The 12,883-nt window shown below is 72.3% G+C and carries 11 protein-coding genes and 1 pseudogene; 5 read left to right on the top strand and 7 right to left on the bottom strand.

Annotation, left to right across the window (positions count from 1 at the left end; translation table 11 throughout):
* Nucleotides 1-519: 519 nt before the first annotated feature.
* A complete protein-coding gene (locus Csp2054_RS08865; RefSeq protein ID WP_096898943.1) occupies nucleotides 520-1,092 on the bottom strand; it encodes a QsdR family transcriptional regulator in 573 nt (190 codons plus the stop codon).
* 48 nt (nucleotides 1,093-1,140) lie between these two features.
* Between Csp2054_RS08865 and Csp2054_RS08860 the strand changes: the two genes are divergently transcribed.
* Nucleotides 1,141-2,334 (top strand): acyl-CoA dehydrogenase family protein, encoded by a 1,194-nt coding sequence (locus Csp2054_RS08860; protein WP_096898942.1) that lies wholly within the window; start codon nucleotides 1,141-1,143, stop codon nucleotides 2,332-2,334.
* 254 nt (nucleotides 2,335-2,588) lie between these two features.
* On the opposite strand, the pseudogene Csp2054_RS08855 reads toward Csp2054_RS08860, so the two are convergent.
* The 3 genes and pseudogenes from Csp2054_RS08855 to Csp2054_RS08845 form a co-directional block, all read right to left on the bottom strand.
* Nucleotides 2,589-4,702: pseudogene (locus tag Csp2054_RS08855) on the bottom strand (S9 family peptidase).
* A 67-nt stretch (nucleotides 4,703-4,769) separates the two neighbouring features.
* Nucleotides 4,770-5,642: a patatin-like phospholipase family protein gene (locus tag Csp2054_RS08850; protein WP_096898941.1), complete on the bottom strand. Its 873-nt coding sequence runs from the start codon at nucleotides 5,640-5,642 to the stop codon at nucleotides 4,770-4,772.
* 192 nt (nucleotides 5,643-5,834) lie between these two features.
* A complete protein-coding gene (locus Csp2054_RS08845; RefSeq protein WP_096898940.1) occupies nucleotides 5,835-6,572 on the bottom strand; it encodes a S1 family peptidase in 738 nt (245 codons plus the stop codon).
* A gap of 125 nt (nucleotides 6,573-6,697) precedes the next feature.
* Between Csp2054_RS08845 and Csp2054_RS08840 the strand changes: the two genes are divergently transcribed.
* Together Csp2054_RS08840 and Csp2054_RS08835 are read left to right on the top strand one after the other, a co-directional pair.
* A complete protein-coding gene (locus Csp2054_RS08840) occupies nucleotides 6,698-7,711 on the top strand; it encodes a GAF domain-containing protein (protein ID WP_141399192.1) in 1,014 nt (337 codons plus the stop codon).
* A 41-nt stretch (nucleotides 7,712-7,752) separates the two neighbouring features.
* The gene (locus Csp2054_RS08835; RefSeq protein ID WP_096898938.1) at nucleotides 7,753-7,938 is read left to right on the top strand and encodes a hypothetical protein; all 186 of its coding nucleotides are present in this window, start codon (nucleotides 7,753-7,755) and stop codon (nucleotides 7,936-7,938) included.
* A gap of 287 nt (nucleotides 7,939-8,225) precedes the next feature.
* On the opposite strand, the gene Csp2054_RS08830 is transcribed toward Csp2054_RS08835, so the two are convergent.
* A complete protein-coding gene (locus tag Csp2054_RS08830) occupies nucleotides 8,226-9,254 on the bottom strand; it encodes an NADPH:quinone reductase (RefSeq protein WP_096898937.1) in 1,029 nt (342 codons plus the stop codon).
* Nucleotides 9,255-9,310: 56 nt separating this feature from the next.
* Nucleotides 9,311-9,673 (bottom strand): winged helix-turn-helix transcriptional regulator, encoded by a 363-nt coding sequence (locus Csp2054_RS08825; protein ID WP_096898936.1) that lies wholly within the window; start codon nucleotides 9,671-9,673, stop codon nucleotides 9,311-9,313.
* Between the two features lie 120 nt (nucleotides 9,674-9,793).
* On the opposite strand from Csp2054_RS08825, the gene Csp2054_RS08820 reads away from it, so the two are divergent.
* Nucleotides 9,794-10,441 (top strand): NAD(P)-dependent oxidoreductase, encoded by a 648-nt coding sequence (locus Csp2054_RS08820; RefSeq protein ID WP_096898935.1) that lies wholly within the window; start codon nucleotides 9,794-9,796, stop codon nucleotides 10,439-10,441.
* Between the two features lie 123 nt (nucleotides 10,442-10,564).
* Here Csp2054_RS08820 and Csp2054_RS08815 read toward each other — a convergent pair whose 3' ends face one another.
* Nucleotides 10,565-11,890 (bottom strand): MFS transporter, encoded by a 1,326-nt coding sequence (locus Csp2054_RS08815; RefSeq protein WP_096898934.1) that lies wholly within the window; start codon nucleotides 11,888-11,890, stop codon nucleotides 10,565-10,567.
* Nucleotides 11,891-12,012: 122 nt separating this feature from the next.
* Between Csp2054_RS08815 and Csp2054_RS08810 the strand changes: the two genes are divergently transcribed.
* Entirely contained in the window at nucleotides 12,013-12,870 is an 858-nt protein-coding gene (locus Csp2054_RS08810; protein WP_096898933.1) for a LysR substrate-binding domain-containing protein, read from the top strand.
* The last annotated feature ends 13 nt before the right edge of the window (nucleotides 12,871-12,883 follow it).

Below are 12,883 nucleotides of genomic sequence, written 5' to 3'. Positions count from 1 at the left end.
GGTTCGATGTCGCTCCCGTGGTCGCGCGGTCGGTCACTGCAGCTCGCACGGCTGTCCGTTCCCGGCACCGTGGCGAACGGGTACAGCGTGGCGCCCGTTCGTCCAGCCTCGCGTCCGTACCGTGGGCCGCATGTGCGAGTCGGTGCAGTGCCCGGTGTGCGGCAAGTCCTCGTGGACGGGCTGCGGCGAACACGTCCGCGACGTGATGCGCGGGGTGCGACGACGAGATCGGTGCCAGGGGCACGGGATCCCGCACCACCTGCTCGAGACGCGCGGCTTCCGCTGAGCCACCTCTCCCGTCGGCCGGACGCGTACGCTGGCGGCACGAGCGGGGGAGGCGTCATGCGGGTGATCACGGTGGCGGGACGGCTGGTCCGAGCGTTGCTGGGCGTCGTGGCGAAGGTGGTCGGGTCGTTCGGCGGAGCACGGCCGGCGACGGACGAGCACGCGATCCGGACGCAGCGGCCGGCGCGGGACGAGTACCGACCTTGACCGCGCGGCGTCTCCTCGGGCGGTGGTTCAGGCCGGGACGACGGCGGGACGCAGGACGTACTCGAACGTCGCGCGGGCCCGCACCGGGTCCGGCGTCTCGCCGCTGATCAGGTCGGCGTAGGTGAACGACTCTGAGATGCGGACCAGCAGCCGTGCGAGTTCCTCGGCGGAGAGCGGTGCCGGGTCGAACGAGCCGCGGTCCTGCTCGGCGGCGACGAGTGCCGTCACGCGGGCGACGAAGCGGCTCTGCACGTCGCTCTCGGTGGTGGTAAGCAGCCGGAGCGCTCGGGCAGGCTCGCGGGTGAGGAACGTACGGAAGTAGGGCGCCCGGATGAGGTCCGCGGTGAAACGGTCGAGGACGTCGACGATGCGCGCCGCCCCGCTCGCGGCCGCATCGGCCTCGGCGGCGTCGAGGGTGGGCACGGCGAGGGACCACAGCACCTCCGAGAGCAGCCGGTCCCGGTTGCCGACCCAGCGGAACAGCGACGTCCGGTCGACACCGAGCGTCGTTGCCAGGGTGCCCATGTCGATGCGTGCGCCGGCGATGAAGGTGTGGCGGGCCTCCCGGAATGCGCGCAGCGCTGAATCCGATGTGTACATGCCGACCTCCCCTTGCAACGTTTTCGAGAATGATGCACGATCAGGGGTATGTCAACGACGGCATCCGCCACAGCGCTCCTCGAGTCCGACTTCTACCGTTTCCAGGAGGGGCTGACCGAACGCGAGCGTGACTCGCTCGGGCGGCTCCGGGCCTACCTCGAGGCCGAGGTCCGACCCATCGCCGACGAGTACTGGGCACGTGCGGAGTTCCCGCGGCAGACCGTCGCGCCGCTCGCCGAACTCGGCATGTACGGCCCGGGCATCCCGCTCGTGCGCCAGTTCGAGAACTCGGCGGTGTACCGCGGGTGGGCGGCGCTCGAGCTCGGGCGGATCGACGCCAGCGTCGCGACGTTCATCGGGGTGCAGTCCGGGCTCGCGATGAACTCGATCTTCGTCGCCGGCAGCGAGGAGCAGCAGCAGGAGTGGCTGCCGCGGATGGCGTCCGGCGAGCTGATCGGTGCGTTCGGCCTCACCGAACCGCTGTCCGGCAGCGACTCGGCCCGTGGTCTGCGGACGACGGCCCGCCGCGAAGGCGACGAGTGGGTCCTCGACGGCGAGAAGCGCTGGATCGGCAACGCCACGTTCGCCGACGTCGTCGTCATCTGGGCGAAGGACGTCGCCGATGAGCAGGTCAAGGGCTTCCTCGTCACGACGGACAGCCTCGGGTTCACCGCCACGAAGATCGAGGACAAGATCGCCCTCCGCGGAGTGCAGAACGCCGACATCACGATGACGGGCGTCCGGGTGCCCGAGTCGCGGCGACTCCAGCGCGCGGACTCGTTCCGTGCCACCGCCGAGGTGCTGCGCCTCACCCGGACCGAGGTGGCCTGGCAGGCGATCGGCATCGCGGTCGGTGCCTACGAGGCGGCACTCGGCTACGCCCGCACCCGCATCCAGTTCGGGAAGCCCATCGCGTCGCACCAGATGGTGCAGGACCTCCTCGTGAAGTCGCTCGCGAACATCACCGCATCGATCGCGCTGTGCACGCAGGCGTCGGCCATGCAGGACGCCGGAGTCGGCGGGGACGAACACTCCGCGATGGCGAAGGCGTTCGCGACCGCGAAGATGCGCGAGACGGTGGCGTGGTGCCGCGAGGTGCAGGGCGGCAACGGGATCGTGCTCGACAAGGGTGTCGCGCGGTTCTTCGCCGACGCCGAGGCGATCTACTCGTACGAGGGCACGCGCGAGGTGAACACGCTCATCGTCGGGCGGGCGATCACGGGGCAGGCCGCGTTCGTGTAGTCGGGCGTGCTGTCCGACGACGACGCCGCTGTCGTGCGACAGCGGCGTCGTCGTTCGTTGCGCACGCAACTGTTGCGCGTGCAAGGTGCGACCTTGCACGCGTCGATCGACACGTGCAAGGTCGCTCTCGATGCGTGCCGGTCGATCCAGACGCATGTTCCGACCAAGCACCCGTTGATCGACGGGTGCTTCGTCGAAACGCGGGTGTTTCCGCGACCCGGGCGGGCGGGCGGGCGGGCGGGACCGCGCCGCGGCTACCCGAGCAGCTCCGGGCGCCGCCACTCCTCGCCGAGGACGTGCTGCGCGAGGAACGCGAACACGGTCTCGTACCAGACCACGGCGTGCTGCGGCTTCAGCACCCAGTGGTTCTCGTCCGGGAAGTACAGGAACCGGTGCGGCATCGAGCCGTCCGCCGCAGCGTGGTGTTCCGCGAGCTCCGACCACAGCCGCAGCCCCTCGCCGATCGGCACCCGGTAGTCCTTGTCCCCGTGGATGACGAGCATCGGTGACGTGATGTCCGCCACGAACCGGTGCGGATCGTTCTCGCGCATGCCCTCGGCGTCGAAGATCGACTGCCAGTAGTGCGAGGCGTCGGTCGTGCCGTTGAACTGCTCGAGCGCCCAGAGGCTGGCGTGCGTGACGATCGCGCGGAACCGGTCGGTGTGCCCGGAGACCCAGTTCGCCATGTACCCGCCGAACGAGCCGCCCATCGCCGCGGTCCGGGTCTCGTCGATGTCCGGGCGGGAGACCACCTCGTCGGTGATCGCCATGAGGTCGGTGTACGGCGCCTGCCCCCACGCGTTCCACCCGCGGTTGACGAAGTCGAGCCCGTAGCCCGTCGAGAGCGCGGGGTCTGGCAGCAGCACGGCGTACCCGCGGGCAGCGGCGAGCTGTGGGTTCCACCGCCACGACCACTGGTTCCAGGAGTTCAGCGGACCGCCGTGGATCCAGAGCAGCAGCGGGTGCGGACCGTCGCGGTCGGGGAGGACGAGCCAGCCGCGGACCCGGGTGCCGCGGCCGCGGTGGTCTCGACGTCCTCGATGCGGCTGGGCACCTCGGGCAGCGGAGCGGGGGTCGCGAGCGGGGTGACGGTGCCGTCGGCGTCGATCCGGACGGGGTGGAGCGGCGCCTGCCAGGAGGCACGGAGCGCCACGACCTCGCCGGTCGCGTCCGCCACGTGCAGGCCGGAGTACGCCCAGTCGTCGTGGGTCAGCTGCTCGACGGCGCCGCCGTCGAGCGGCAGGCGGAAGACCGGTGCGCGGCCGTCCTGGTCGGCGGTGGCGAGGAGCGCCCGGTCGCCGTGCTCGAACACGAGTTCCGTCGGCCAGCGGTCCCACTCCGTGGCGATCCGTCGTGCGGAGTCGACGTCCACCGAGCCGTCCTCGCGGATCGGGGCGGTCCAGACCGCCTGTTCGTGCGCTCCGGCCGGGGTCGACCGCTGCGTCCGGACCCACGCGACCGTGCGTCCGTCGTGGCTGACCCGCGGGAGCTCGTGGTCGACCTCCGGCTCGTCGAGGACGACCGTGCGCGCACCGGTGGCGACGTCGATCGTGACGAGCGCGGAGCGGGAGCCGCGGGCCTCCGGTACGGCGACCGACGCGACGAGCATCCGGCCGTCCGGCGTGAGCGTGCCGTCGACGTGGTCGAGCGTCCGGCCGGGCGCCGGCGTCAGGTCGAACGGGGCCGGCAGGTGCGCGGGGTAGGACGGGGCGTCGGCGCCCACGTCGGCCCCCGCCTCGGTGGCCGGCGTCCGTGCCGCTCGGTCCGAGAGGTCGGGCTCGCGGAGGTCGCCCAGGTCCAGCGTCAGCACGTGCGGTTCGTCGGGGCCGAGGTCGTGGTCCCAGTACCGGACCGGGTACGACTCGTGCAGGATCGCGGCGACCCCGCCGTCCTTACGACGCTTCCGGAGGGCCGCGTCCGCGGCGATGACCGTGTCACGGTCGGTCCCGGCGCCGGGCAGGAGCGACGCGGTGATCGCGACCAGGTCGCTGCCGGAGGCGGTCCCGAGGACGCCGCCCGCGCCTCCTGGCAGGGCCGTCACCGGTCGGGCCTCCCCGCCCCCGGCGGGGAGCAGCCAGAGCTGCGGTGCCTCGTCGTTGCCGGACTCGTCCGGCCGGCCCGAGACGAACAGCAGGTCGCCGTCCCGCGTGACGGCGACGCCGCCCTCGCCCTTGGCGGAGCGAGTGAGCCGGACCGGTGCGCCGGAGCCGTCGGCGGGGACGCTCCAGATCGAGCGGCGGTAGCCGGTGCCGTCCTCGTCGAGGACGCTGACGGTGAGCAGCACGCGCGAGCCGTCCGGCGCGATCGCGATGCCGTCGACCCGCGGGAGTGCCGTGTACTGGTGGAGGTCCGAGAACGCCGTCGTCATGCCCTCACGCTACCGGCGTCCCCCGACACGACCGGCCGCGCGACGCCCAGGACGCGCCGGATGCCCCTCACGCCCAGAACGCCGCGATCTGCTCGGCGACGTTCTGTCCCTGTCGGTGCCCGGCGTCGGCCGCGGGCGCCTGCGTCGAGAGCGCGAGCGAGTTCGTGCCGAAGGCGTGCTGCGACGAGCTGTCCGCGACGATCGTCTCGACCGAGCTGCCGGCGGCACGCAGCCGCTCGACGGCGAGGTCGAGCCAGGGGCCGAGCGGCGACGACGCCTCCGGCCCGCACGCGACGACGAGCACACGCTCGTGTCCGGCCGCCACGTCGGCGTTGGTCGACGAGCGGAGCCCGCCGTCGATGTGCGGAACGCCGTCGATGGCCACCGGCGACCACACGAACGGCACCGAGCAGCTCGCCGCGACGGCGCGGGGGAGCGGGACGCCCGTGGAGGCGGTGAGGACCCGGAAGGTGCCGTCGGTGGCGTCGATGGTCGTCACGCCGAAGGGCTTCTCCGGCCACTCGGTGCTCGGGAGCGTGTGCTCGAACGTGGCGATGCGCTGCTCGTCCGTCTGCCCGTGCGTCACCCGCTGCGCCGCGGCCCCGAGCCGAGCACGGGCGTCCTGCTCGTCCGACGCGCCCGCGAGTGCCTGCACGAGGCGGTCCTGGAAGGCCTCCGGGTCGATCGCAGCGGGCTCCTCGTACGTGGAGGGCACCGGGTCGTGCTGCTGTGCGTAGGCGTCGGCGACCGCTCCGGCGCGGACGAACGCGCCGACGACGCTGCCGGCGCTCGAGCCGATCACGAGGTCGGCGGCGTCGAGGTCGACCCCGGCTTCCTGCAGGGCGGTGAGCACGCCGAGCTCCCAGGCGATGCCGGCGACGCCGCCGCCCCCCAGGACGAGTGCTCGGGAACCGGGAACGGGCGTGGAGACGTCGGTCATGGCTCCATGCTTACCAACCGGTGCCCGACACCGCGCCGGGGCGCGCCCGTCCTGTGGATCGCGGCCGCGTCGGGCCGCCTGTGCAGGAATGGTGGCAGAGACGGACGGGAGGCCCGTGGCGGGGTCGCCACGGGCCTCCCGTCCGCGCTGTGGGGCGTCGGATGGTGGGCCGCCCTGCGGGCGGCGCGTCGGTCAGACGCCTGCGGTCGAGCGGATCCAGCTCGCGCTCTGCGTGAGCACCGCGTAGTTCGACCCGGCGTTCGTGTTCGCGCCCGGGTCGGCCACGTCGCCCGTGGAGCAGACGCCCACGACCTGCCCGTTCACGAGCAGGGGGCCGCCGGAGTCGCCGTGGTTCGACGCGCCGGAGACGCCCGTGACGTGCTGGGCGGTGCCGTCGTACGCGTCGTAGGAGCGACCCGTGAGGTTCACCGTGGCCTGGTAGAGGCCCGTGCTCGGGACGCTGTTCGCCCGGTTGCCGTAGCCCATGATGACGCCGGAGCCGGACGACTTCGTCGTGTACGACAGGTTGAGCGGCGCGTACGAGGACAGGGTCTTCGCGGTGCGCATGTGGACGAGTGCGATGTCGCCCGCGGGTGCGGAGTAGAGGCGGTCCGCGGCGATGGCGGTGCCACGGTTCGTGGTGCTGTTCGAGTGGTAGACGTTCATCGCCGTGGTGCCGTCGACGCAGTGGTTCGCGGTGAGGACCCACGAGGCGTTGATCTGCTCGCCCGTGCAGCCGTAGGTCGCGGTGCCGCCCTGCTGGAAGACGAGCTGGACCTCCCACGGGGTGCTCGGTGCGGGTTCGCCGCCGATGACCTGCGGGGAGACCGTGGCCGCGTTCGCCGCAGTCGTGCCGAGGGTGCCGCCGAGGAGTGCGAGGGCTGCCGTCGCGATGAGCGCCGTTGCTCTGATCGTTGATCGCTGCTTCATGGGTCGATGCTCTTCCGCCCCCGTTCAGGGGACAAGTCGGCGTTGCAGGGGACAACATCCGTACCCTGTCCGCAGCCCTGTGGACAACCGTCCTGGCGTCGGTGGGGTGCCCTACCGTCGGCGGCATGACAGGGGAACGAGGAGCCGACGTCCGTTCGGACGGAGCGCGTGGCGCCGGTGACCAGGCGGCCGGTGACCAGGCGGCTCGTGACCGCGCGGCGGGTGACCGCTCTGCCCGGGACCGTGGGCTGCGGGGCGGTGCTCCGGGCGGTGGGCCCGACGGCGCGCGCGGGCACGTGCTCGGTGGTCCCGCGAACGGTGGGCGGACGCGCGGCGGGCGGAGACGGCGCCGCGCCGGAGCGGTGGTCTGGCCGATCCTCGTCGCGACCGCACCGACCGCGGCGTTCCAGCTGCCGAACCTCGTCGCCGCACCGGGGGTGCGGGTGGCGCTCGTCGTCCTCGGGCTCGTCGTGCTCGCGGCCGCGGTCGTCGTGCAGATCGTCCGGGCACGGCGGCAGCAGTCGTCGGTGGCCGATGCGGCTGCGGTCGCCCGTGCGGCCGAGATCGAGCACGGCACAGCGGTCCGCTACGCCTTCGGTCAGCTCGCCACGCGGCTCGTCCGGTTCTCGGAGCTGCGGCGGTGGGAGCGTCGTCGTGAGCTGCCGATGTTCGCCGACCGGATCGCCGTCGCGCTCGCGTTCTACCTGCTGCCCGACGTGCCGGACGTCCGCGCCAACGTGTACCAGTTGTCGGACGACCTCCGCGCCCTCGAACCGATCGGGCACGGCGGGGCCGACGACACCGCCGGCGTCTTCCACGCGGGGACGCCCTACGGCGACCGGAACCTCGACTGGGTCCTGGTCGGCGGCGGGCCCCGGGTCGTGGGGGACCGCACCGCCGACGTCGACGTCGACCAGGACGTGCCGGGGTTCGAGCCGCGCTACCGGTCGTACGTCTCCGTCGTCATCCGGTCCGAGGAGTACTCGTTCGGGATGCTCACCGTGGACTCGCCCGCGCCGGACGCGTTCACCGAACTCGACGCCAAGGTCGTCGCGCTGATGGCGTCGTTCATGGCCGTCGCGTTCTCGCTCGCGTCACCGTTCCCGGAACGGGACCGCAACCCCAGGAAAGGCCCGTGATGCTCGCACGATTTGTCGGACGCTCGACGTACGATCCCCACATGACCATCGTGACCCCCGAACCGAAGCCCTTCGGTCGGTCCCGGGTGTACACCCCGAACTGGACCGACGACACCACCGACGCCGACTACGACGACCCCGAGGTCATCGCTGCGAACATCGAGCGCGAGCGGGCCGCGGCCCGACGCCGGTTCGAGCAACGCCTCGCCGCTGTGCTGGCTCGCTGACCCGAGCCCGTCGCCGGGCGCGCGCCCGGACCCTCCACGATCCCGGTCCCGGGTCGGCACGGTACGCCGACGCGGGTGCCGGGATCGCCTGTTGTGGGCGGCGGGTGTGCCCACTGGGATCGGGCGGGCGGCCGGCGGGCGGTGGACGGTGCCGGTGGCCGAAGCCCGTGGTCGGCCGAACGTGGCCGGTGCCCGTGGTCGGCCGAACGTGGTCGGCCGAACGTGGGTGGCGGACTGGGCCGGGTCGGCCGGCGCCGGGCAGGACCGCTCCGGCCCCGCCGCGGCGCTCACTCGGGCTGCACGTCGATGAGCACCTTGCCGACCGCATCTCCCTCGACGGCGTCGTGCGCGGCCGCGGTCTGCTCGAGCGGGAACCGCGTCAGCGGCAGTCCGGCCTCCTCGCCGACCGGCAGTGCCCCGTCGCGGAGCGCCGCCGTGATGTCCTCGGCGGCCGCCGACAGGGCCTCGTCGCCGATCGTGTAGAGCAGCAGGAACTGGTACCGCGCGTTGATGCTCATGTTCGGGCGGATCGGCAGGGTCGCCTCGTCGCCGCCGTTGTTCGCGTAGATCGACACCACCCCGTGGTTCGCGAGCACCTCGGCGACGAGCCCGGCGTTCTGCGGGATGGAGACCTCGACGACGATGTCGACGCCGTCGGGGGCGATGTGCCGGATCTGCTCCGCGGCGTCGTCGTCCCGGTAGTTCACGGTGTGGTGCGCGCCCGCGGCCGTCGCGAGTGCCGCCTTCTCGTCCGAGCTGATCGTCGTCACGACCGTCGCGCCGGCCCAGCGGGCGAGCTGGATCGCGGCGTGGCCGACCGCCCCCGCGCCGCCCGCGACGAGCACGGTCCGGCCGTCGAGCGCTCCGGGCGAGAGTCGCGCGGGCCCGTGCTCGTGCGTCGTCAGGGCACGGTGGGCCGTCATCGCGGGGACGCCGAGCGAGGCGCCGACGTCGTGCCCGACCCCGTCCGGCAGACGGACGGCACGCTCGGAGGGGACGACGGTGTACTCCTGAGCGGTGCCGGTGGGTCGACCGGACGCGGACATGAACAGCCAGACGCGGTCACCGGGGGCGAGGCCGTCCACCCTTTCGCCGACGGCGTCGACGACGCCGGAACCGTCCTGGTCCGGGGTGATCTCCGGGAACGGCAGGTCGTCACCGTACGTCCCGCCGGTGCGGGCCTTCCAGTCGGTCGGGTTGACGCCGGAGACGACGACGCGCACGCGGACCTCGCCGGGTCCGGGTTCGGGGAGCGGGCGCTCCTCGAGGGTCAGGACGGACGAGTCACCGGGCTTCGAGTAGACGACAGATCGCATGACCCCAGGCAACCACCGCGTCTCCGCCCCGATTCCAGCCGAGCGTCAGGACCGGGTCACCGGGCGTCGTACTCCACCCGGGACGCGGCGACGTCGTCCATGTGGTCCGTGGCCCAGTGCTCGAGCGGCTCCAGGACCGCACGGAGGGAGCGGCCCCGGTCGGTGAGCTCGTACTCGACGTGCGGCGGGATCTCCGGGAACACGGTGCGGGTCACGAGCCCGTCCCGTTCGAGCGCACGCAACGTCTGGGTGAGCATCTTCTGCGACACGCCCTGGATGCGCTGCGCGATGGCCGAGTACCGCTGGGGACCGTCGACGAGCGACCCGATCGTCAGGACGCTCCACCGGTCGCCGATCCGGTCGAGGAGCTGTCGCGACGGACAGTCCGCCGCGTACGGGGTGTACTCCAGAGCCGACACGTCGACCTCCCTACGCACTGCGAGGTGCCTACTTACCGAGGGAGAGTAACACCCGTACAGTGAGCAGCGCAGCCCTCGGGACCGCCCGGCGGGCTCCACGACCTCCACGAAAGGACTGCCATGACCAGCATCGTCGTCTTCGGCGGCACCGGGTACGCCGGCTCCGCCATCACCCGCGAGGCGCTCTCCCGCGGCATCGCCGTCACCGCCGTCGCGCGCGACACGTCGAAGCTCGAACCCGCCGAGGGCCTGACGCTCGCACAGGGCGATGCGTTCGACGAGGCGTTCGTCGCCGAGGTCACGAAGGGCGCGGACGTCGTCGTCGTGGCGCTGCACGCCGTCCAGGCCGACGGCTCCGAGCTGAAGGACCGCTTCCAGCACTTCGTCGACGCCGCGGCGGCTGCGGGCGCCCGGCTCGGCATCGTCGGCGGTGCCGGCTCGCTGTTCGTCGCCGAGGGCGGCCCGCGCCTGTTCGACACCCCGGACTTCCCGGACGCCTTCACGGGCGAGGCGAAGAGCCACGCGGCGATCCTCGAGGCGCTCCAGGCGTCGGACACCGACGTCGACTGGTTCTACGTCAGCCCGGCCGCGGCGTTCGGCAGCTACAACCCGGGCGAGCGGAAGGGCACCTACCGCACCACGGACGACGTGCTCCTCACCGACGCCGAGGGCAACTCGGACATCTCCGGCGAGGACTTCGCGATCGCCTTCGTCGACGAGATCGTCACCCCGGCGCACCACCGGGCGCGCTTCGGCGTCGCGTACTGACGCGACCAAGCTCCGTCGCGCACCGGGTTCCGCGCGCGGCTCGCGGAACCAGGTTCCGGACACAGCACCATGGAAAAGCGTGGTGCGGTGTCCGGAACCTGGTTCCGGCGTCACGCCGGCGCGTCAGCGGTGCCCGACGATCGCGGGGACCGGCACGTGGTGCCGCATCCGCACCGCCAGGTGCAGCCCGCCGCGCCGCGCGAGCACGAGCCCGACGACCGCAGCCGCGAGCGCGGGCACGCCCCCGGCGACGACCATCCCGACGTGGGCACCGAAGTGGTCGACGACCTGCCCCATGACCGGACCGCCGATCGCCTGCCCGCCGAGCAGCACGAGGACGTACAGCGACATCACCCGGCCCCGGATCGCGACGTTCGACGAGAGCTGCACGAGCGAGTTCGACGCGGTCATGAACAGCAGCTGCGACATCCCGACGGCCACGAGCGCGACGGTGAAGGGCGCGATGACCGGGACGGCTCCGGTGGCGACGAGCAGCACCCCCGTCCAGAACACCCCGCCGACGATCGTCCGGAGCCGCACCACCGCGCGGCGCGTCGACAGCAGCGCGCCCGCGAGCGCCCCGATCGCGACGGCGGAGTTGAACACGCCGTAGCCGCCCGCGCCGACGTCGTACACCTCGGACGCGAACGCCGAGAGCAGCACCGGCATGGTCAGTGCGAAGACCGAGAAGAACGCCATGAGCACGACCGGCACCAGGATCGTCGGCTTGCGCATCGCGTAGTGCAGGCCCTCGACGAGCTGTCCCTTGGTCCTCGGGGCAGGCGGTGTCCGGTGCAGCTCGGACACCCGGAGGAACCCGAGCGTCACGACGACGGCGGCGCACGCGACGGCGTTGACCCCGAACGACCAGCCGGCGCCGACCGCGACGAGCAGGGCACCGGACAGGGCCGGACCGATCATGCCGCCGAGCTGGAAGACGCTCGAGTTCACGCTGATCGCGTTCCGGAGGTGCTGGTGCCCGACGATCTCCGTGACGAAGACCTGCCGCGCCGGGTTGTCGATCACGGTCACCATGCCGACGAGGAACGCGATCACCCAGATGTGCCACGCCTGCACGACCCCGGTCAGCGTGAGCACGGCGAGCACCAGCGACAGGACGGCGAAGGCGCCCTGCGTGATCATCATCAGCGCCCGCTTCGAGAACCGGTCGACGATGACCCCGCCGAACAGCCCGAAGAACAGCATCGGCGCGAACTGGCACGCGACCGTGATGCCGACCTGCGCCACGGAGCCGGTCAGCTGCAGCACGAGCCAGTCCTGGGCGATGCGCTGCATCCAGCCCGCGGTCATCGCGACGAGGTTCGTCGCGGTGAAGATCCGGAAGTTCGGCACCGACAGTGCGATGAGCGTGTGCCGCCACGGCGGCCGCTCGGCGACGACGGGGAGGGGTTCGGTGGGCGGGGGGAGGGTCGTCGATGACGCACTCACTGCGGGGGTCTCCGGACGTCGGGGCGGAACGGTACCCGCTCGAAACTAGTCTTCCGCCGCCCATTCGATCCCCGTATGGTTGCTATCACTCCATTGCGATGTCGAATGAGAGGGATCCTGACGTGCTCGACCCGGTGCTGTTGCAGACCTTCCTCGCCGTCGCCGAGACCCGGAGCTTCACCGCGGCCGGTGCGCGGCTCGGGATCAGTCAGCCGACGGTGTCCCAACACGTCCGTCGCCTGGAGACCGCCGTGGCCAGGACCCTCGTCGCCCGCGACACCCGAGGTGTGACGCTCACCGACAACGGGGACGCGATGGCCGGGTTCGCGCGGACCATCCTCGCGGCCCACGCCACCGCCGACGCGTACTTCTCGGGTGCGGCGACGCGGGGTCGACTCCGGTTCGGTGCGGCCGACGACCTCGCGATCACGCAGCTGCCGCGCATCCTCCGGGACTTCCGTCGACTGCACCCGCAGGTCAACCTCGAGCTCACGGTGAACCAGTCCGCGCCGCTCCTCCGCCGGGTGCACGCGGGCCAGCTCGACCTCGTGTTCATCAAGCAGACCGCGGGGGAGTCGGCCGAGGGCACCCGGGTCGCCACGGACCAGATGGTGTGGATGGCGCAGGACGGCATCGCGCTCGAAGCGGGGGAGCCCGTCCCGCTCATCGTCTACCAGGCGCCGAGCATCAGCCGCCAGATGGCGATCGACGCCCTCGAGGCCGCCGGCCGCACGTGGCGGATCACGTGCAACACCCGCGACGTGAACGGGGTCCTCGCGGCGGTACGGGCGGGCATCGGGGTGGCGGTGTTCCCGCACTCGCTGATCCCCGCCGACCTCGTGAAGGTCTCGCAGCGGCTCGCGCTGCCGGACCTGCCCGCGGTCGACTACGTGCTCATCGCGAACCCGACCGTGCAACGCGAACCGATCGACGCGCTGACGAACGCCATCCTCTCGCGCGGCGTCATCCGCGCTGTCTGACGGCCGGCGACCC

This window comes from Curtobacterium sp. 'Ferrero', assembly GCF_002412165.1.
GTDB lineage: Bacteria > Actinomycetota > Actinomycetes > Actinomycetales > Microbacteriaceae > Curtobacterium.
Note: the sequence above shows the minus strand (reverse complement) of the source record. Positions and strands in the feature narration are given on the sequence as shown.